The 19681-nt window shown below is 37.3% G+C and carries 25 protein-coding genes and 1 pseudogene; 4 read left to right on the forward strand and 22 right to left on the reverse strand.

Features of this window, described 5'->3' with window-relative positions; genetic code table 11:
- Positions 1-98: 98 nt before the first annotated feature.
- The 4 genes from N178_RS08510 to N178_RS27795 all read right to left on the reverse strand — a co-directional run bounded on the left by N178_RS08510 (position 99) and on the right by N178_RS27795 (position 3687).
- Positions 99-1220 carry a sensor histidine kinase gene (locus N178_RS08510; protein WP_045291769.1) on the reverse strand — a complete coding sequence of 374 codons (1122 nt, stop codon included), beginning with the start codon at positions 1218-1220 and terminating at the stop codon, positions 99-101.
- A 4-nt stretch (positions 1221-1224) separates the two neighbouring features.
- Entirely contained in the window at positions 1225-1863 is a 639-nt protein-coding gene (locus N178_RS08515) for a response regulator (protein ID WP_045291819.1), read from the reverse strand.
- Between the two features lie 166 nt (positions 1864-2029).
- Positions 2030-3265, reverse strand: coding sequence for a Zn-dependent hydrolase (locus N178_RS08520; RefSeq protein ID WP_045291770.1), 1236 nt, complete (start codon positions 3263-3265; stop codon positions 2030-2032).
- Positions 3266-3564: 299 nt separating this feature from the next.
- Positions 3565-3687, reverse strand: coding sequence for a hypothetical protein (locus N178_RS27795; protein ID WP_013057357.1), 123 nt, complete (start codon positions 3685-3687; stop codon positions 3565-3567).
- Between the two features lie 292 nt (positions 3688-3979).
- Between N178_RS27795 and N178_RS08525 the strand changes: the two genes are divergently transcribed.
- Both N178_RS08525 and N178_RS08530 read left to right on the forward strand, forming a co-directional pair.
- Entirely contained in the window at positions 3980-4516 is a 537-nt protein-coding gene (locus N178_RS08525) for an IseA DL-endopeptidase inhibitor family protein (RefSeq protein ID WP_014459798.1), read from the forward strand.
- Positions 4517-4668: 152 nt separating this feature from the next.
- Positions 4669-6120 (forward strand): MptA/MptB family glycosyltransferase, encoded by a 1452-nt coding sequence (locus N178_RS08530; protein WP_237758425.1) that lies wholly within the window; start codon positions 4669-4671, stop codon positions 6118-6120.
- Positions 6121-6297: 177 nt separating this feature from the next.
- Here N178_RS08530 and N178_RS08535 read toward each other — a convergent pair whose 3' ends face one another.
- Together N178_RS08535 and N178_RS08540 are read right to left on the reverse strand one after the other, a co-directional pair.
- The gene (locus N178_RS08535; RefSeq protein WP_045291771.1) at positions 6298-6711 is read right to left on the reverse strand and encodes a GNAT family N-acetyltransferase; all 414 of its coding nucleotides are present in this window, start codon (positions 6709-6711) and stop codon (positions 6298-6300) included.
- 131 nt (positions 6712-6842) lie between these two features.
- The gene (locus tag N178_RS08540) at positions 6843-7040 is read right to left on the reverse strand and encodes a hypothetical protein (RefSeq protein ID WP_045291772.1); all 198 of its coding nucleotides are present in this window, start codon (positions 7038-7040) and stop codon (positions 6843-6845) included.
- A gap of 44 nt (positions 7041-7084) precedes the next feature.
- On the opposite strand from N178_RS08540, the gene N178_RS08545 reads away from it, so the two are divergent.
- Positions 7085-8053: an aminoglycoside phosphotransferase family protein gene (locus N178_RS08545; protein WP_237758426.1), complete on the forward strand. Its 969-nt coding sequence runs from the start codon at positions 7085-7087 to the stop codon at positions 8051-8053.
- A 17-nt stretch (positions 8054-8070) separates the two neighbouring features.
- Here the strand turns inward: N178_RS08545 and N178_RS08550 are convergent, their stop codons facing one another.
- The 4 genes from N178_RS08550 to N178_RS08565 form a co-directional block, all read right to left on the reverse strand.
- Entirely contained in the window at positions 8071-9066 is a 996-nt protein-coding gene (locus N178_RS08550; protein WP_045291774.1) for an LLM class flavin-dependent oxidoreductase, read from the reverse strand.
- Positions 9067-9080: 14 nt separating this feature from the next.
- Positions 9081-9365: a DUF3219 family protein gene (locus tag N178_RS08555; RefSeq protein WP_045291775.1), complete on the reverse strand. Its 285-nt coding sequence runs from the start codon at positions 9363-9365 to the stop codon at positions 9081-9083.
- A gap of 134 nt (positions 9366-9499) precedes the next feature.
- Positions 9500-10093, reverse strand: coding sequence for an undecaprenyl phosphate transporter UptA (gene uptA / locus N178_RS08560; protein WP_013057365.1), 594 nt, complete (start codon positions 10091-10093; stop codon positions 9500-9502).
- Between the two features lie 94 nt (positions 10094-10187).
- Positions 10188-10907 carry an endonuclease V gene (locus tag N178_RS08565; protein WP_045291776.1) on the reverse strand — a complete coding sequence of 240 codons (720 nt, stop codon included), beginning with the start codon at positions 10905-10907 and terminating at the stop codon, positions 10188-10190.
- 268 nt (positions 10908-11175) lie between these two features.
- Here N178_RS08565 and N178_RS08570 point away from each other — a divergent pair, with 268 nt between their 5' ends.
- Positions 11176-12051 carry a glycerophosphodiester phosphodiesterase gene (locus tag N178_RS08570; protein ID WP_045291777.1) on the forward strand — a complete coding sequence of 292 codons (876 nt, stop codon included), beginning with the start codon at positions 11176-11178 and terminating at the stop codon, positions 12049-12051.
- A 34-nt stretch (positions 12052-12085) separates the two neighbouring features.
- On the opposite strand, the gene N178_RS08575 is transcribed toward N178_RS08570, so the two are convergent.
- The 12 genes and pseudogenes from N178_RS08575 to N178_RS08630 all read right to left on the reverse strand — a co-directional run bounded on the left by N178_RS08575 (position 12086) and on the right by N178_RS08630 (position 19593).
- Positions 12086-12601, reverse strand: a complete 516-nt coding sequence (locus N178_RS08575) for a hypothetical protein (RefSeq protein ID WP_152640841.1) — start codon at positions 12599-12601, stop codon at positions 12086-12088.
- A 24-nt stretch (positions 12602-12625) separates the two neighbouring features.
- Positions 12626-13120, reverse strand: coding sequence for a hypothetical protein (locus tag N178_RS08580; protein ID WP_045291779.1), 495 nt, complete (start codon positions 13118-13120; stop codon positions 12626-12628).
- Between the two features lie 53 nt (positions 13121-13173).
- Positions 13174-13704, reverse strand: coding sequence for an ankyrin repeat domain-containing protein (locus tag N178_RS08585; RefSeq protein WP_045291780.1), 531 nt, complete (start codon positions 13702-13704; stop codon positions 13174-13176).
- A gap of 243 nt (positions 13705-13947) precedes the next feature.
- Positions 13948-14460: an ankyrin repeat domain-containing protein gene (locus N178_RS08590; RefSeq protein ID WP_045291781.1), complete on the reverse strand. Its 513-nt coding sequence runs from the start codon at positions 14458-14460 to the stop codon at positions 13948-13950.
- 107 nt (positions 14461-14567) lie between these two features.
- Positions 14568-15056: an immunity protein YezG family protein gene (locus tag N178_RS08595; RefSeq protein WP_045291820.1), complete on the reverse strand. Its 489-nt coding sequence runs from the start codon at positions 15054-15056 to the stop codon at positions 14568-14570.
- Between the two features lie 70 nt (positions 15057-15126).
- Positions 15127-15627, reverse strand: coding sequence for an ankyrin repeat domain-containing protein (locus tag N178_RS08600; protein ID WP_045291782.1), 501 nt, complete (start codon positions 15625-15627; stop codon positions 15127-15129).
- Positions 15628-15766: 139 nt separating this feature from the next.
- Positions 15767-16144: a ribonuclease toxin immunity protein CdiI gene (gene cdiI, locus N178_RS08605; RefSeq protein ID WP_025751646.1), complete on the reverse strand. Its 378-nt coding sequence runs from the start codon at positions 16142-16144 to the stop codon at positions 15767-15769.
- Between the two features lie 139 nt (positions 16145-16283).
- A complete protein-coding gene (locus tag N178_RS08610) occupies positions 16284-16775 on the reverse strand; it encodes an immunity protein YezG family protein (protein ID WP_045291821.1) in 492 nt (163 codons plus the stop codon).
- A 322-nt stretch (positions 16776-17097) separates the two neighbouring features.
- Positions 17098-17604 carry an ankyrin repeat domain-containing protein gene (locus tag N178_RS08615; protein WP_045291783.1) on the reverse strand — a complete coding sequence of 169 codons (507 nt, stop codon included), beginning with the start codon at positions 17602-17604 and terminating at the stop codon, positions 17098-17100.
- Positions 17605-17745: 141 nt separating this feature from the next.
- Positions 17746-18588: an immunity protein YezG family protein gene (locus N178_RS27500; protein ID WP_237758427.1), complete on the reverse strand. Its 843-nt coding sequence runs from the start codon at positions 18586-18588 to the stop codon at positions 17746-17748.
- 59 nt (positions 18589-18647) lie between these two features.
- Positions 18648-18849: pseudogene (locus N178_RS26975) on the reverse strand (SMI1/KNR4 family protein); the annotation flags it as partial.
- Between the two features lie 174 nt (positions 18850-19023).
- A complete protein-coding gene (locus N178_RS08630) occupies positions 19024-19593 on the reverse strand; it encodes a suppressor of fused domain protein (RefSeq protein ID WP_045291784.1) in 570 nt (189 codons plus the stop codon).
- Between the last annotated feature and the right edge of the window lie 88 nt (positions 19594-19681).

A 19681-nucleotide genomic window follows, 5' to 3' on the forward strand; every position in this document is an offset into this window, starting at 1 on the left:
TTCACCTCTAGTGTGTTGATATATCCTTATTTTATGAAAAAAAGGCAAACTTACGTCAGTGCATAAGTTCACCTTTTCCCCATGAGAAATCTCACTATTTATGTATGAAGTTTCTCACCTATCGGCAGCAGTGTGGTAACAGAAAATCCGTTTGCCCCGTCAACAATCACCGTTCCGTTAATAGAAGCAGCTCTCTCTTCCATTCCTGCTATGCCAAGACCTTTTTGAAACAAGTGAGCACCTTTTCCATTGTCTTTTACTTCTAATTTAACCATTTTATTTAGTACGTGAAGTTCAATGGCAATCATTGTTGCTTCTGCATATTTTAAAGCGTTTGTAATAGCTTCTGTTATATTTTCATGGATAATTTTCCACTGAAGAGGCGTGATAAGATCTAAATTACCTTTGTATACAAGAGGCATTGCGATACTATGCTTAGCCTCAAACTCACCAATAAATAATTTAAGTCTGCTGATTCCTATTTGCTCAGCGGGAGGCTTTATACTTTTTAACGTTAACCTAATTTCTTCAATGCCTTCTTTCGAAATCGTAATCGCATTTTGAAGAAGAGACAGCGCTTTTTCCTCGTCTTGCTTCATCACATGCTTTGCTGCCTCCATTTGAATAAGCGCTCCTGTCATTGAATGACCAATCTTATCATGAATTTCCTGCGATAGTCGATTTCGCTCTTCTAATTTTGAAGCATATTGAGACTGTCTCACATACTCTTTATTTTCATTCACATGCTTTTGCAGTTTTTGCATACTTACTCTCGCTTCATCCAGTTTTTGTTCGTAATTGATCGTCCGTTTTTGATAGAGAGCTGCTCCTGTATAAATAAAAAAAGTAAACGCAGCGACTAACACATACAGAGCGCTACTATCAGAGGGAACAAACAGCACTGGAAGCAAAACAACAAGGAGCAGCATCCATTTTTTTATGACTGATTCTCCAATAAGCTCACAAAGGTTTAGCGGCAAAGGAAGAAAAAACAAAGGATGAAGTTGATACGCACAATATAGAATAAGGACAATGGAAACAACAATAAACATGCGCTTGAACGCGCTCTTTTTCACAATGGACGCGGCAATATTAACACAGCTGTAAAGAAGCAGTGCTAACACAATAGCTGAAATCGAGTGTACATAATTAAACTGAATGTACGTAATAGCCAAAAACAGTATAAGGATGAGCTTAGTCATCATTAATCCGACTTCCATAGTCCTACTTCCCTTTACCGGTTAAATAGTAAATAGCAATTTGAGTACGATGCTCAAGCCCCGTTTTACTTAAAATTGAACTAATATAGTTTGCTACGGTACCTTCTGAAATAAAAAGCGTTTTAGAAATTTCTTTATTTGAAAGCCCTTTGGCAATCAGCGTCATAATGCTCGTTTCACGCTCGGTAAACTGTGTCATATCCGCTTTGGACTGGCGCTCAGTTGCAGCGTTTAAACTTGATTTAATCTTATCAAGCACAACATCTTGCAGAACCGTATGCCCGTTGAAGACACTTTTGATTGCGTCTCGAATGCGCTCTGGCTCTGTATTTTTTAACAAGTAGCCTTTAGCTCCGTTTTTTACAGCATCAATAATGTATTCATCGTCATCAAACGTAGTTAAAATAAGCGGCTTTGCTTTCGTTGACTCTGAAATAAGCTTTGTAGCCTCTACACCGTCCATGATAGGCATTCTTACATCTAACAGTGCAATATCGACGGAATGATTCTTGCAATATTGAACGGCTTCCTGACCATCTTTTAAAGTAGCGACAACGTCGAATTCTTCATATGTATTTAATATAATTTTCATTCCTTCTCGGATAAACGAATTATCATCTGCAATAATAATAGTAATTTTCATTTCTTTAAGTGAGAACATCTCACTTTTTTTCACATCCTTCTTTCACATCCGTCCGCATGCTTCTCATTTATTGTATCCATAATAAACCAAAAGTTCAATGCAATAGTTCGAGTCTTTCTAAGCACTAAAAAAGAGCAAACCTCCGCAGGTTTACTCTTTCATCCTGTTACTTCTGCGCTAACTTGATCACTGTTTCTAAAAGTACATTTACACCTTTTTCGCATTCTTCCCAAGGAGTAAATTCTTCTTCACAGTGACTTTTTCCGTTTACGCTCGGAATAAAAATCATAGCCGTCGGAATATAGCTAGCTAAAAACTGTGCGTCATGTCCAGCTCCGCTTACCATTCGCTTATAGGAATATCCAAGCGAACGAACCGATTCTTCCACTTCATCGCAAACGGTTTTATCAAACCACACGGTATCGCGCCCCCAAAGCTTGGTCACCCGCACTTCGCAGCCTTCTAACAGCTCCACTTGATCAGGCAGTGATTGAATAATTTTTTCCACGGATGCAATGACATCTTCATCCGTATGTCTCGCTTCAAGCGAAAAAATAACTTTATTTGGAATCACGGTATGAATATTAGGCAGCACATTCATGCGCCCCATTGTATAGACCAAATTTGAATCTAATCTGCCGAGCTCATGACGAGCTTCAGCAATTAAATTGTTGGTTGCAAAAAGAGCATCTTTTCGCATGTCCATTGGCGTCGTCCCAGCGTGATCTGACTCCCCGGTAATTTCAATTTCATAACATACCATGCCGAGCACGCACTCGACTACACCGATCGATTTGGCTTCTCGTTCTAGAATAGGCCCTTGCTCAATATGTAATTCTACAAATGCCGATGCTTCAGTAAGACGGTTACTCGTGTCGCCTTCATATCCGCATGATTGAAGGGCTTGCTCAAACGTCACGCCGTCAACATCCGTCTTCTTCATCATAACGTCTTTTTGAAATTTGCCCGATAAAATACCTGAAGCCATCATAGAAGGCTCAAAACGCGCTCCTTCTTCATTCGTAAAGTTAACAATCATAATCGGCACCTTCGGCTTAATATTATGTTCAACCAGCGTTCTTACTAACTCTAATCCTGCAACTACACCGAGGATTCCGTCAAACCTTCCGCCTTTTTTTACGCTGTCCATGTGTGAACCTATCACAATAGGCGGCTTATCTTCTAGTCCTTCAAGCGTGGCATAAATACATCCAAGATCGTCAATTTTAATATCCATTCCAAGGTCCCGGCAGCATGAACAAAAATAGTCTCGTGCTAAGCGATCTTCTTCTGACAGCGCTAAGCGGGTTACACCGTTATTAGGTGTTCGTCCATAATCGGCAAATCGTTCAAGCGTATTTTTTAACCTTTCTCCATTCACTGCTACTTTTTGTCGTTGCAACTAAACCACTCTCCTCATTATTTGGTTATAAAGTGCGTCTAAGATGCGGTGTTAATGAATATCATTCATTATGACATAAAATAGGCGATATCACTTGAAGTCTGTTAGAACCCCTTCCATTCTTTTTATAATGAAAGTGCGCAGCTTGCCTTATGTATCTATTAGCTTCAAAACATAAATTTCCTGCTTTTTTCTATGAATAATGCATGCGTTATTTATGCATTTTTATTATAAAAATAGCGATAGGTTTTTTTCAAAAAAAAGAGAATTAGTTATTATACTAACTCTCCTCTACATACTTACTTTTTATTTGCTTTCTTCGCAATCGCAATCATTGTAGCCAAAACACCAACTGTAATAATCACAATAGCAATTACAGCAGTGGTAATAATAATTCCTGATGTTACTTCTGAAACACCCATTAGTTTACGTTCTCCTTTTGTGCCTGACCTATTTATCTACATCAGCATATTAGTCGATTTATTCCTATTATATACGAACTTGTAAAGCAACGAAATAAGTGACACATAATTGACATACTGTTTATATGTTTTCTTTTAATTCTACGTTTTATTTAAGAAAATACGGGAATAATTCAAACATATATAAGAAATACTCTTTATTTCTTTAAAGAAGTATTGTAATATAAATGTAACAATTGTAATATTATCAGCATGAATGTTACATATATTTCAATGAATGAGTAGGAGGGAAATGGAAATGAAAAAATTTGGAATAATCTTAGCATCACTTGCTCTTTTCTTTTCACTAAGCACAGGAGTTACAGCTCAAGCAGCATCACAAAATCTATCAACGACTAATGCGGTAAAAATTGCAGCAAACGCAAGCAACCATTTCTGGAATGCACTTCATGGATCTAAAGGTAATTTATGTACTCAAAAAACATTTAATTATAAAGGCACTCAGTACTCATATCTTTGTCAAGATTTTAATACAAAAAGCAAACTAGTAAGCTACTTATCTGAAACTTTTACAAACAGTGCTATTCAAAAAGGATTAACAAACTATCGCTACATCACATATAACGGAAAGCTTGCTCGTCCTGTCGGTGACGGATTCAGCATGCTAGAGTGGAACAAAGCAAAAGCAAAACTAACTTATCAGCGCGCCGATGTTCGCTCTTATCAATTTACGGTTCCAACAGTTGACGGAGGAAGTGTAAAACGCACCGTTACATTTTATAAATCTGGTTCACAGTGGAAAGTAAATAAGTTTGATGCTGTACTATAAGAAGTACCAAAAGCAAGGTCTACCAAGACCTTGCTTTTTTATGTGCTCATCAGCTCTTTATTAACGAAGTTTCACTTTATTTTCACCAACTCCCCTTATAGTATGGATACACACTACTACTTATTCGATACATTGTCATCGGAGGATTTTATATGAACATACTACAAAAAAGAACGGCTTTTATCGTAATGGCTGCTTTTCTTTTAGCATTTGTTTTCAGTATCGTTTCACTATCACACTATAAAGGAGAAGAACATTTATTTTCGATTCAAGAAAGTCATCAGTTAAAAAAGATTACGAATGGTATATCTGCTCCTGATAATCATTCGAGGGATCATCGTCTTCCTTCAGGAAACGGTCCCGCTTCACCCAGCAATTCCGGAGAACACGTAACGCCTTTTCATAATCTATCTATGGATAACGGTGCCGGAAGTCAAGGAGCTAATAAAGACTATGAAACGCCGCTCGCTCTTTATACGGTGGGCTTTTTTATAGCAGCAGCTTTCGTTTACGGATTAGTAAAGAAAAAGAAATGGCATCATTCGATAAGGCATTCTCGCGTTATTTTATGGTCATTACTTGGCACTGGACTATTTATCCGGATTGCGCTGATTCCGTGGGTAGGCTCTCATATGGATGCGTCGCTTTTCAAAAACTGGGCATCGGTTGCGGCTAATCATTTTTCAAATTTCTACGCTAAAAGCGGAAGCGATTATCCGCCTTTTTATATTTATATCTTGTTTATCGTTGGGAAAGTTGGCAGTTTACCGGATTTTCAGCAGTATTTTTCGCTGTTGATTAAAATTCCGCCTATTTTAGCAGATGTTGTCACATCTTATTTACTCTATCGTTTAGCTCGTAAATACTTGGCACCTTCTTTTGCCTATCTGTTAGCAATTGGATATTTATTTAATCCGGCCATTTTAGTTAATTCAACGTTTTGGGGGCAAGTCGATTCATTTTTCACTTTGCTTATCGTCCTAGCGATTGTAATGATTACGGAAAAAAGAATTTACGCGTCAGCCGTTATTTTTACAGCAGCGGTCTTAATGAAGCCGCAGGCGATTATTATCCTGCCCATTTTATTTTTCGAACTCATTCGCCTAAAGCAAGTGAAACATTTCTTCGGAATTGCTTTAACAGCGGCTCTCACTGCTGGGGTGATTTTATTGCCTTTTTCATCTGGAAAAAGTCCTACGTGGATTATTAATTTATTTTCATCCACCATTGGGGAGTACCCGTATGCTTCTGTTAACGCCTATAACTTTTTTAGTTTAATCGGCGCAAACTATAAAGACAGCTCTGCAACGCTGCTGTTTTTCAGCTATCATACGTGGGGACTTATTTTTATCGTCGCGACAACTATTTTTTCTTGGCTTATTTATATAAAAGGACGGAGCTTTAAATACGCCGCTCTTGCAGCGCTTATTCAAATTTCAGGGGTATTTACGTTTTCTTCAAGCATGCATGAACGCTACTTATTTCCAGCAGCAGCGCTTGCTTTAGTGGCTTATATTTATTTAAAAGACAAAAACTTGCTTTACTTATCCCTTGGATTTAGCATCAGTATTTTTATGAACACTTTTTTTTGTTTTGTACGGTAACAGCAATATGCAAAACAGCACGTCATACCCGTTTTCTATGTTTGCTACGTCTATGCTGAACGTTTTGCTTGTTATTTATTTAGTAAAAGTTGCTTGGAATTTAAGTCCAAAAAAATACGGTTTTAAAAACGGCATAATACAAAAAGCTCAGTGAGTATGATTGATCACTGAGCTTTTTTACATAACAAGCGACATGCCTGGCGCGTCTTCTTCTCTTTCTTGAAATCCTAATTTTTTATAAAAATGATGCTTTCCTTTTGCTGCAAACAGCTGAATCGATTCAATTCCGCTTTCTTGACATTTCGTCAACAGCTCTTGAATAATTTGCTTTCCAAGCCCTTTGTTTTGATATGTGGGATCAACCATCACGTCGCAAATAAGCGCTTGATAAATTCCGTCTGAAATCATACGGCCAAATGCAATTAATCGTTCATTGTCATAAATACCGACTCTAAACCAGCTGTTGGCTGCGGCTTCAAACAGCTGCTCTTTTGTATAATTTCCTTTTTTACTTTTATGTAATCCGCTCGCTTCATGCAGATCAGCAAACTGCTCAAATGGCGGAACCTCTTTTTTTATTACGTAAGACACGTTCATTCTCCTCTCAATACCGTTGCTTTCTATATTATATTTATACATCAAAAAGAATAATAATTCAACATTTTTATCTAGTTATCTTGTTACCCTTTCTCCAAATAAAAAAACTGCCAAACGGCAGTTTTTTAGGCTTGTACTGATTTTTTTCGTTTTTTAAGATCAATTCCTGCAATGATAAGCAAAATGACTCCAATAACAATCATGATTTTACTCACTGTTTCTAGCCACTCCGTTGCGCTTCCAGCAAGTAAAATGGCAAATCCAATGATATAAATCGGAAACCCCGCGAGAGCCCAAGGGGATTTCACCTTCTTTCTCTTCATATGTAGGATCTCCTCCTTCTTTACAGATTCTATGTAGGCTGTATATGATGAGTTTATCAGAAAAAATTGGAAACAACAAAGGAGACAAACGCATGCATACGCTGCCTCAAACGTTTTGTGATACGATTACTCACCTTCACTCTCATAAAGGCCAAAAGTGGCTAACTGACTTTCCTCAGCTGATTCGCTACTGTGAAGAGCGCTGGCATATCACCATTCACAGTCACTTCCCTCTTTCCTATCACTTTGTTGCTCCTGCGCGCAAAGCAGATGGAAGCGAACTAGTTGTCAAACTCTTTGTAGAGCCTTCAAAGCTGCTTCATGAGCAAGAAGCACTGACAGCACTAGCTGGTGAGAACACGGTAAAGGTCGTGGACACCGATGCTGAAAAAGGCGTTTTGCTGCTTGAAAAGCTATCTCCCGGACGCTCGCTTTCCTCTTTATCAACTAAAGACGAAGCTGCGTTAATCGCTGCTAGGCTTATGAAATCTCTATGGCGCGTGCCTCACTCGGACTCCACTATCGAAACAGCCGTTAAAAGAGAGAAACAGCTTCGAGAGTATACACAAATGTATCCAAGCGGTATTGATTTTCTTTCTTCTGAAACGCTTCAACACGCACTATCCGTTTTCTCTGAATTAAACCGCACTTCTCAGCAGCTTTTTCTGCTTCACGGCGATTTGCATCATGATAACATCTTACAGTCTGGTGAAGCGTGGAAAATAATTGATCCAAAAGGGTTAATTGGAGAAAAAGAGTACGAAATCATCCCTTTTCTTTTAAATCATCTGCCTAAGACAAACGTGGCAGAGACAATTGACCATCGAATCAATATATTTGTACAAGAACTGAACGTAAGTAAAAAACGCATCTTACTGTGGGGATACGCTCATTCTGTACTAGCCACGTGCTGGTTAATAGAGGACGAGGACCGCCAAGACACCGCTTCTTTTTCACGTGCTATAGAAGCATTTCAGCATTTATTTGAGTACTATTACGGGCATAAAAAATAAGAGCCGACATTTGGCTCTTATTTTTTGCATTTTTCTGCGACAAGCTCATATGATTTTAATCGGTCAGCCGGGTCGTGCGTAATGGTGACAAGCATGAGTTCATCCGCTCCGTAGCGTGCTTGAACCTCTTGAAGGCGCTCATGCACTTCTTCTGGACTTCCGATAATCATGGCTTCTTTCATTTTCTTCATTTTTTTCTCTTCTTCTTCTGTAAGCGGATAGCTGGCCGCTTCTTCAATAGAAGGCACGCCTTTTGCTTCCATTTTATCCTGCTGAATTTTCCATAGAAGTGAGCTCGTTGCGATGCGATGCGCTTGCTCGGCTGTTTCAGCGCAAATGACCGATACAGTGACAATCGCATAGGGCTGATCACCGGTCCGTCTTGGCTGAAATGCCTGTTTGTACTGATCAATAATAGCTGAACCGTCTTGTTCACTCATAAACTGTCCAAACGTATAGGCCATTCCGTTTCTAGCGGCGAGCTCAGCACTTTTTTTACTTGTGCCAAGAAGCCAAGGTTCGGGAGAGACCGGCGGCAGCGGCGAAGCTGAAAGCTTTGCGTATTCATGTTCAGCCGGAAATTTATCGTCTAAAAACTGCAGAAGCTCTTCAACAAGTTCAGGCATTTTAAATACTTGCTGCAAGAAATTATCCGACAGCGCATTTGTTGCTTCAGCCGATCCACCCGGCGCGCGCCCAATCCCTAAATCAACGCGCCCTGGAAACAGCGTTGCGAGCATATTATACGTTTCCGCTACTTTATACGGCTTGTAGTGAGGCAGCAGCACCGCTCCCGATCCAATTCGAATTCTATTAGTCTGTGCGCCGATATAGCCAAGCATCACTTCAGGAGCCGAACAGGCAAGTCCAGACAAATCATGATGCTCTGCAATCCAGTAGCGCTCATAGCCAAGCTTGTCACCCGCTTTGGCCAGCTGCATCGATGCTTCTAACGCTTCCGCTGGAGTCTGATGGGATGAAACGGGCGATTGGTCGAGTATACTTACTTTCATCACGCATCTGCTCCTTATTCGTTCACTTCAATTAAACTTAATGAAAAATCCCCTACCTGTCCTTTTTCATATAAATTTGTAAAAGATGTGGAATACTGATGAATCGTCCCTTGAAAATCCAGATCTTCTTCTGGGACATTTACATGAAAAGTACCTTTATATAACAGTGTAGTAATATGATGATATTCCTCACTCGTTACTTTAAAATCAACTGAAACTTTTGTTTTGCCTTTTACAATTTCTTGTTCATAGCTGTAAATTTGAATAGGCGTATCATTTAATACAATTTCTTGTACCACGTTAAATCGTCTCCTTTTTTAGTGCGTATGAAAAATAATAGCACTTGAAGAAGTCATGAGCAAATAAAAGAGCTTCTGGTTGCGCATGCAAAAAAAGCATGGCTTTTTGCCATGCTTTTAGTTCAAAAACAATCTTATACGCGCTTTGTACGCGTGCGTTTAAATACGAAATAAAGAACAATAATAACAAATGCCGCAACCACAAACGGAAGCGTATATTTGCTTGCTACGTCTTCAATGTTCGCCCAGTTCTCCCCTAGCTTTCCGCCTAAGTAAATAAATAAAATCGACCAAGGAATCATCGCTAACACGGTTAAAGACGTAAACTTCCAAAACGGCATTTTAGCAATACCTGCAGGAATCGAAATCGCATGTCGAACGACCGGGACAAAACGAGCAGAGAAAACAACGCCCGCGCCGTATTTATTAAACCAGTTTTCCGCAAGATCAATATGCTTATCATGAATAAATAAATACTTGCCGTATTTTTGAAGAAACGGACGTCCTCCGTAGGCTCCAATCCAATATAAAAACCACTGTGCAATCGTTCCGCCAATAATTCCGGCAATGACTGCTCCAGGAAAACTAATCATGCCTTGAGAAATCATATACCCCCCGTAGGCTAGTACAATTTCACTTGGAATGATTTCAATCATTAAGCCGAGTGCAATACCTAAATAGCCAAGGCTCGTTAAAAAATCCAAAATACTCGCAACAAATGAACTCACCTTTAATCACCTTACTCATTCTTTAATAATTTTACACTACTACTATATTCCAACCATCAGTATAAAAGGAAACTATGAACTCACTATGAACAGCTTACTTCCCTGTTGACTGCCGGTACTTTTTCCGCAGCTCATGCGTATGCAGATCCGCTAGGCGGACCGGAATCGGAAGCTTACTTTCTTTTGAAATAAAATGCATCATAAGCTGATACGACATGTCCAAATTAATATAGTTTCCGCACGACAGAAAAATAGGCTTTACTCCTTTAGCTGTCCTTACTACTCTACCATAAACTTCATCATCAATCACAATATCTTCATAAGCGCCTGCTGCATCTTCAGGCATAACGTAATCATGTCCCTTGATCTTTAAATAGCTTTTCCCAATTCCAACGGTAGGTTTATTAAGAAAAAACGAAGCATGTGTAGCTACTCCCATATGCTCATAGTGCAAATATCCGTTGCCATCAAATAAAAACACGTCGGGCTCTATTTGAAGTTTTTTAGCCGCTTCAAGAATTAAAGGAAGCTCTCGAAAAGCTAGGAATCCAGGAAGATAAGGAACGGTTACTTCTCCTACACTGTGCACTTTTTCCACAACGTTTTTCGTCTGATAATCCACCACTACAATGCTGCACGCTCCGTAAGATATGCCGTTTTCTTCCCAATATGCCACATCAACACCAGCACAGTTATGTATATGCGTCATTTTGACGCCTGATGTTAAATCAATTTGTGCTTTTAGCTTTTGCTGAAGCGTCCGGCACTCCTCTTTCGTTTGCATCATAAACGTATGTATGTACTGAATATCCATGTTCCATTCCTTTCATTGACTGACTCACCTATTATACAACTATTTTCTAAGAAATTCCTATTCTTTTTTTCACACCTTCTATTATAGCGCTGTTTCCTTAATATTTAATTAAAATTCCTATTCGTTTGCGCATTTTTTGTAAACATCACCATGAAAAAATCCCTAGTTTTCTTTACGAAATGTCAACGTTTTCTACACACTTCCTCTATATCAGCATCACATTTTTTCGTTACGCTATTTCTATACCAACGCATAGGAGAGAAACGTGATGAAAAAATATTTAGCTGGTTTAAGCGCCGTCGCCTTGTTATGCTGTTCAATCGCCTCTTCTGCTTTTGCACGCACGGAAGAAAAACTCACAAATATCGCGCACCGAGGAGCCTCTGCCTACGCACCTGAAAATACAATGGCTGCTTTTCACCAAGCGCTAGAAATGAATGCGGATTACATTGAACTTGACGTGCAGCAAAGCAAAGACGGTGTACTCGTTATTATGCATGACCGTACCGTAGACCGAACGACAAACGGAAGCGGACACATTCGAGAGTTAACGTACGCGGAGCTTCAGCGCTTGGACGCAGGAAGCTGGAAAGGGGATTCTTTTACGAATGAAAAAATTCCAACTCTTTCGCAAGTATTAGATGAATTTCAAGGAAAAATCGGTATATTAATAGAGTTAAAAGCGCCGGAACTTTATCCTGGAATTGAAAAAAAAGTAGCTTTTGAAATCAACAAGCGACAGCTCGATCACGTTATCATTCAGTCTTTTAACGTTTCATCCATGAAAAAAATGCATGAGCTTCTCCCAAACGTTCCTATAGGCATACTAACTTCTTCACAGCGAGACGCAAGCCCAAATTCAATCCAGCAATTCGCCGCTTTTGCCACTTACTTTAACCCGTCTTATGACATCCTAACGCCTGCTCTTATCCACCAAGTCCATTCTGCCGGAATGAAAATATCACCGTGGTCTGGAACCAAGCGGCTTCCCGCTTCATTTTTGTGGAAAACAAAAAGTGACGGAGTCATTACAAATTATCCTGATGAAGTGAATTGGGTGCAAACATCAAGTGCTATCGGACAACAGCTCGAAAAAGGAAGCGCACGCCGAGTAATTACACTTGCCGTCACAATGTGGCCATAGTTCCTGTAATCTTTTACTAGTAACCTCGTCTTCCTTACTGCCTTTTTAACGCTTCAATACGTTTGATTTCACTGAAATACCGAAAGTTCCCTTTAAAACATCTCTCCATCGTTTTAAAAAACTGCTCCGCTCCTCCTAACACCACCATAAAAAAGTCTTGTTTTGGAAGCACTGCTTTTACGGGAGGAGATGTATGCAAGGTATACAGTACAAACTGTTCAGAAGCCGATTTTAAGGTTAATACTAACGGTTGATCTGGAAAATTCATCTCTCCATACCCGGTCTCTTTTAAACTCTCCATTGCATCCAACAAATAAAGCCACATCCTATCTATAACATCCCATGCAGATACATCAAGAAGCGGCTCACCGTAGTATTCAAGCTTAATAGCTCCTTCAAGACAAGTAAAATCAAGCTGATTACCGTAACGAATGAGTTCTTCTTCGTTTGATATATCGATAAAATAGTGCGATTCCTTTTCATATAGAGATGATAAATCGGTAATCAAGATACCTGGACGCTTAATTAACGTTTGAACACGAAACAACATTATCCCTCCATGCCCTGTTTGCTTTCACAGCTCAAATAAATTTTCTCCGTCCTTATTTACCCAATACTTTTCTATTTTTGGAATCAAACCTGTAAAGTCTTTATACGTTCCTTTCCAATCGCTTGGAACATATTCTTCAAATGAAGCCGGCTTAGGAAACAGTGAGTAAAACGTCTTTTGATCAAAATCCACCAAAAACGAAGGGCTAAAATCTAATACGTCTTCTTCATCTACGCTTTCTATTTTATCTTCAAACAGCTTTAAAAGAGTAGTTGTATCTGCTTGATACGACTCTATACGTTTTAAAAAAAGCTCAGCATTTTCATTGCTGAGAACTTCGATCCCTTTTCGTTCAGGTTCGATGTATTCATTAACCGCTGAATCACCTTCATTTTCAAAAGCTTGCGCAAACTTCACATAATCCAAATACCATAGCTCTCGGTCAGTCACATACCATTGAAACTGCTTTTTATGTATAACTCCGACAATTACGTTTTCAGCATATATAGGTTCTAGCATGAGGTGGACCTCCTTGCTTTTATTAGCTTTGTAACCTGTTGTATACGATTTAATTAGTCTTCGAGCACTCTCTTTTGCACTTTTTCATTCAGCTTTCGTTTTAAATATTCAGCAATTTCTATTTGTCCAAATTCCTTAGCATATCGATACGCATCCATATCCTTGATATTCTCTCCGGTATATTGAACGGAAATATCTATACCTTGATCAACTAGATGTTCAACTACTTCTCTATGACCACCGTAAATTGCTGCAAATAAAGGATTTCTTTTTGCCAAGCTTACATCTAATTCTGCTCCAGATTGGATTAAGCACTGTACTATTTCTACATGCCCCTCACCTGCTGCCACTCGTAAGGAAGAAGCATCAAATATATCACCTTTTATATTTACATCGATTCCTTTATGCACTAGATACTCTACTATTTCCATCTGTCCTTTTTTTGCTGCTATATGCAACCAGCTACCAAATGGAGTCATGGTGTGTAGAATTGCTTTATTACTACCTATTAATTCTTTGACTGAGTTAATGTCACCACGTTTAATTGCATTTCTTATTGCTTTATTGACGCTGTTTTTCTTCAAAGCATATCCCCCTTAATTTAGTTGCCCTTTATTGCCGTGTTTTAATGTAGACATCTCCCTCAATAATTTAGCTGTTTCTACCGTTTTTACTTTTAAATAGTTGTGTTCAGTGAACTTCACTGTCATACTTGTAGTTCTTTTAACACTTTTGTTCGCAGATCATTCACTGTTTTTCTATTCGTATCATCATTTAATAAAGAAGTTAATCTTTCTATGTAACTATTCGCATTCTCTATACATCTTTCAAAACCATTTACTGTCCATCTTCTGCTTTAAATATTCAGCAATTTCTATTTGTCCTCGTTCAATCGCAAATTCACAGGCATCCATATTTTTCATCGTATCCCCTGTATATGTTACAGTAATATCAATACCACTCTGAACAAGGTATTTTACAATATCAAGATGACCACCATAAATCGCTGAAAATAAAGGATTTCTACTCGAATCGCTTACATCTAATATTGCACCTCTATCGTATAAGTACTGAACTATGCTAAATTCACCTACACTCGCTGCATGTGCAATTGGCGCTGACTTTGGTACACCTTCATTTGTGTTAATATCCATCCCGTATTCAACTAGGAACTTTATCATATCAAGGCTACCAGCTCTAGCAGCCACGTGTAGCCACGTTCCAAAAGGAGTTATAAACTCAAGCAGCCTTTTATCTGTAATCAGAATCTCTTTTGCTTGTTCTGTATCACCGTTCTTAATGAAATCATAGGTTTTAACTGCTTTTTCCTTATTATCCATAGAAACCTCCTAAGATATTTTTGTTGATGCGACTTCTTCATCAGTTCATAGTATCAGGCAAATTACGATTAGTTCTCTAAAACTCCTTCCAAAATCCATCTAATGATTCAAATAGGATTATGTGGATATTCTTTTAAATAGTGCTCTATTAAACTCTTACCTTTTTCATCTGTTGGTACTTCATTTAAATATTTGTACTTCCAAAGTTTGAGCTGCTCTAAGAAACCATAATCTGTTTGAAACCAATTTGTATAATCAAAGGATACTGAGAATTCCCCTTCTCTATCAAGGCTCATTGTAAAGGAATACCACAAATCCTGATTATGTTCTTCAAACACTTCTCTCACTTTACTGCTAAGATCCAAAAGTTTATCTTCTTGTTCATAGAATTCTAATTCAGAAACAGCAAATCTTTCTGTAATATCTAAGCTATAATGATACGTTTTTTTATTGCCAGGCTGATTATAAAAGAAATACGTTCCTCCTCCATCTTCTGATACCTGTCCATAAAAATAAAATTTCTCCCAGTCTTCTGGAATCATATTGTTAACTGTTACTGCTATCTCCTCATAAAGCTCCTCCAACTGCTTTTCTATATCCATCATACGGCGTCCCTCCTCCTGTTCGTAATTACTTTAGATTCATGGTCTTAGTTAAGTAAATTATCTATTTCCACTTTCCCTTTAAATATTCAGCCATTTCTGTTTGTCCTCTTTCAAGGGCAAACGTGTAAGCATCCATTTCTTTCATGTTTTCACCAGAGTATGTAATCGATATATTGATATGATTCTCAACTAACAGTTTAACCATCTCAAAATGACCGTTATATATGGCAGCAAACAGCGGATTTCTATCCGGTTCACTAATATCAAGTTCAATATTATGGTTAATAAGATACTTAGCAATATCTATATGTCCTTTTGCAGCAGCTCTTTCTAAGGCATTGGTAGAAAAAGTTCCTCCTTGTGCATTAACATCTATTCCAGCATGAATAAGGTATTGTACGATTTCTAAATGACCATGAGCTGTTGCTACATGTAGCCATGTGCCAAAAGGTGTGATCCATGTTAACATTTCTGGATTTTTCTCAAATAAGTCTCTTACCTTATTTAAGTGAGCACCTTTTATATCACCTCTAATAGCTTTTGTCATTTGAGTTATTGCCATTTTTCGTTTTCCCTCTACTTTCTACCTTGTAGAATTCTCTCCAAAATATATCGTCTCTTTGCTTGATGTAATGCGCTGTAGTGTGGAGAGCTTATTGTCTATAGCAAGACTCCATTCGTTGCTTCTTTATATACTCCTACTAGTCTTCATTACTATGATTTTGTTTAATTTTATGTAAAAGAGCCATCACTTTTTCTTTATCATGGGCATGATCTTCAATATATACGCGGCAGATTTTGTGCAAGTAAGTTAAAAACGTTTCATAATCGACAATAACACTTTTGTCAGTGTCACCCGTACCGTCTAGAAATTCAATTCCGTTTTCAACATAACCCTCTTCCCACGGCTCTAAGTCACCTGAAAATGTACAAATGTGGTACTCATTTCCATAACCAGTTTCCTCTGAAAAATAGTGTAAGACTTTTAAAAATTTTTGATCTGATAAAGCGCTATAAAAACTTATCATGGGAGACAACGTACAATCTATATCATGAAATAATTCTACGATCTTCTTCATTCGTATCCTCTTTTTATAATTAATTGAATCAACGTTTACTATTTGACCGTAATCACTATGCAAACGCTGATGTAATTTTTCCAGGGTTAATTTAGTACCTTCATGAGGTGGGAATTTAACCACAAATACTGGATTTATGCTAAATTGGATTATTGGGATACTCATTTAAATACTTATTGATTAAAATCTTGCTTTCGCTATCATCTGGTTCTGTTCCTAAATATTTATATTCCCAAATCACTAGCTGGTCATCAAAGCTATAATCCGTGTCAAACCAATTTGTATAATCATAATGCACCTTCAATTTGCCATCGCTATTAACAGATAGTGTAAAAGAGTACCAAAGTTCTTGCTGATTATCTTTAAAAACGTTTCTTAATCTATTACTTAACTCAAATAAAGCTCGATCCTTCATTTTATAAAATTCTTTATCAATATCGTCGTATTCACAAGGAATTTCTAAACTATATTTATAGTTCTTTTCATTCTCAAGGGTATTATAAAAAAAGTAAGTGCCTCCGCCCGTTTCGGATATTTGAGCGTAAAAATAAATCTTTGTCCATTTGGTAGGAATCATTTCATTCACTGTTTCAGAAATTCCCCTATAAATTTGATTTATTTCTGTTTCCATACTCAATATGTTCGACCACCTAACTGTTTTTCCAGTTTATAACGCGTTCCTTACTGTACCATCCATTAATGTTTCTCTATAACTATTATAAACCACTACAATAAACTCATCATTACTCTTATCATAAAACACTAAAGTACTAAATACTTTCTCTCTACTTCCTACATTGCATTCTTTACATTTCAAATACTAACTTTTTACTCCAACATAAAAAAAGAATTCGACTCTTTTCGAATTCTTTTCCTAATTTAACAACTTCTCTCCTCATTTTTTTGCTCTTAAGCAATTTGTACCACCTGCATGAGAGACAATCTAAACCCAATCAATTTTCAGTCATCCTTTGCTTTAAATATTCAGCAATCTCAGTCTGCCCAAACTCTCTTGCATATTCATAGGCATTCATATTTTTGATATTTTCTCCCGTGTATCTAATCGACACATCTATTCCTTTTTGCACTAAATATTTAACTACTTCTTGATGCCCCCCATAAATTGCTCCAAACAGTGGATTTCTCTTCGCTAAGCTCACATCTAGTTCTGCTCCAGATTCTATTAAATACTTTACTATTTCTAAATTACCGGACCCAGCTGCTAAATTTAACGCAGAAGCATCAAATGTCCCGCCTTTCGCATTAACGTCAATTCCTTTTTCAACTAAATATCGGACGATTTGAAGGTTCTCTTTTTTAACCGCTACATGTAACCACGTACCAAATACATTCACGGTATTCAAAGTCTCTATATCATCACCTATTAGTTTTTTCACTGCGTTGATATCGCCAGTTTTAATGGCATTTCTTATCAATTTTTTACTATGGTTTCGGTCCACTATGCAAACTCCTTCATTATCATCTACAAATAACTTATTATATAATCCTTATCTGTGCTATTAAGTAACTGTTTAAGAAAATGAATATCGTCCTTATCCATAAGTTCGTGCCTCCTTTTAAAAACACTCAAATACTATAACTCATTGATTATTGCTGTTAAAATCTTCTTCATATCTTTTCATTTTCATCATTTGTTCTTCATCTTTTTCATCCGCCAATTCTCTACTTAAATATTTGTACTCAAAATACTTAATTCGAGCTGAAGGGCCAAATAGTGAGTCGTTCCAGTTTACATAACTAAAGTGCACCTTTAATTTTGTTTCATCATTTACTATCATCGTAACTGAATACCAAGGTTCTTGTTGATTCTCCATAAATACGTTTTGTAATTGAACCGTTAAATGAAATAATTCATGAAGAGAATGATTGTACGCTTTTTTTTCGACTTGATATGTTCGAGGTATTAAATGTGAATATTGATATTCATTTTCTTCTCCTACAACTTTATAAAAGAAGTATACTCCACCTTCTCCATCTTTCACTTCACCATTAAAGTAAAAGCTGCCCCATTCAACAGGAATCATATCGCTTATCTTTTGAGTAAGTTTACGATAAAGTGTTTGAAGTTCATTTTCAAATGACGTATGATTTCCCTCTGCTTCATTAAGCACTAAGTTATCCATTTCTTCCCTATCTTTTGCAATGCCTTCTGTCATTTTGATTAAATTTTTCACCATATTAAGTGTAATCTCTTCTTCATCTTCATAAACCTTAATACTTGCTCCCATTAAAAGTAACTCTTCAGCAGACGCTACTAAACCTTCCAAGGCTTCTGCATCATAATAATCACATACAATCACAGGGATTCTCATACTGATATTTTGTTTTATGTCGCTTATAGATTTAAGTGTTTTTTGTCTTAATAAAGGAATATATTTATTAACATTTGAGCCATTAAAAACTACTAAACTAATGGTGTGCATATGTACGACTCCTCCTACTCAGTCATCAAAACATTCACGGTCACTTGCTGATGTAATCTTTAGTCATGTAACTTATCAAGAAATTCAGTAAATGTTGGTGCAACATAAAATACATTTTCTCTTTCACGCTCTTCCGTTAAACCCTCTTCCTCGATTAACATTTCTTTTTACCAAGCGTTTTCATCTTCCCCCAAAAACTACAATTGGATTATTTTCATGCCCTTTGTAATCAAAACATATTAAATTCCCCGCGGAGTCAAATCCTGTACATTCTTTAAATGAATTAGTATCAGTTATGTTTGTAATCGATTACGAGATGGATTACAGGTCACCCGTAAAACCATCTGTATCATTTGCTGCTTCGTATTTTGCAGTGACGCCCTTATATAGACAGCTAAGTGTTTTACAATTATAGTTTTCAGTAAGTACCAGCTATCAAATTACAGACTTTCTATTAACATTAAAAGGATCTACATCGCTTTCTTCTAACAACTCTTCAAACTTTTCCGCTCCGTATGTTATAAAAAAGTCATATTCAGCCTGAGAAATAAAGAAACCTAACAAAACTTCACCCATTTGTTGTGTGCTCTCAGTATCTAGCTCATGATATTCTTCGGGAAAAGCAAACGGTTCAGTAAAATAAACGGTATTTTTATCGTATTTTTGATAAAATGACTTTTCAATACTTTCAATACCGCTAACCGCTGTTCCACGCCCTATTTCTATTTCATTACCGAGACAGTAAAATAACACATTAGCTAAGATATATCCTGTACTATTGAATGCTTTATCCACTACCATTGAAATTTCCATATTATCTCTTAAAACTTCTTCATAGTTACTTAATCCTAAGGTATTAAAAACGAAACATTCTTCAAAGACATTTTCATATTTTAAAATTTGTATACTAGGAAGCTCTTCATTATTCCGATAAATTTCTCTGTCTATTGGCTCACCTAGATACTTACTGTAATGATCGTAATAAAGCTCTCCATAGTTAATCATTTTTTGACCTCTCCTCTACATTTCCTATTTTCGTCTCTTGCTCTCAAGCTAGGTGTTCTAGTTGATTACAATTTAAGACGCTTGAAAT

Origin of the sequence: Priestia aryabhattai B8W22 (genome assembly GCF_000956595.1) — a bacterium.
Lineage (GTDB): Bacteria > Bacillota > Bacilli > Bacillales > Bacillaceae_H > Priestia > Priestia aryabhattai.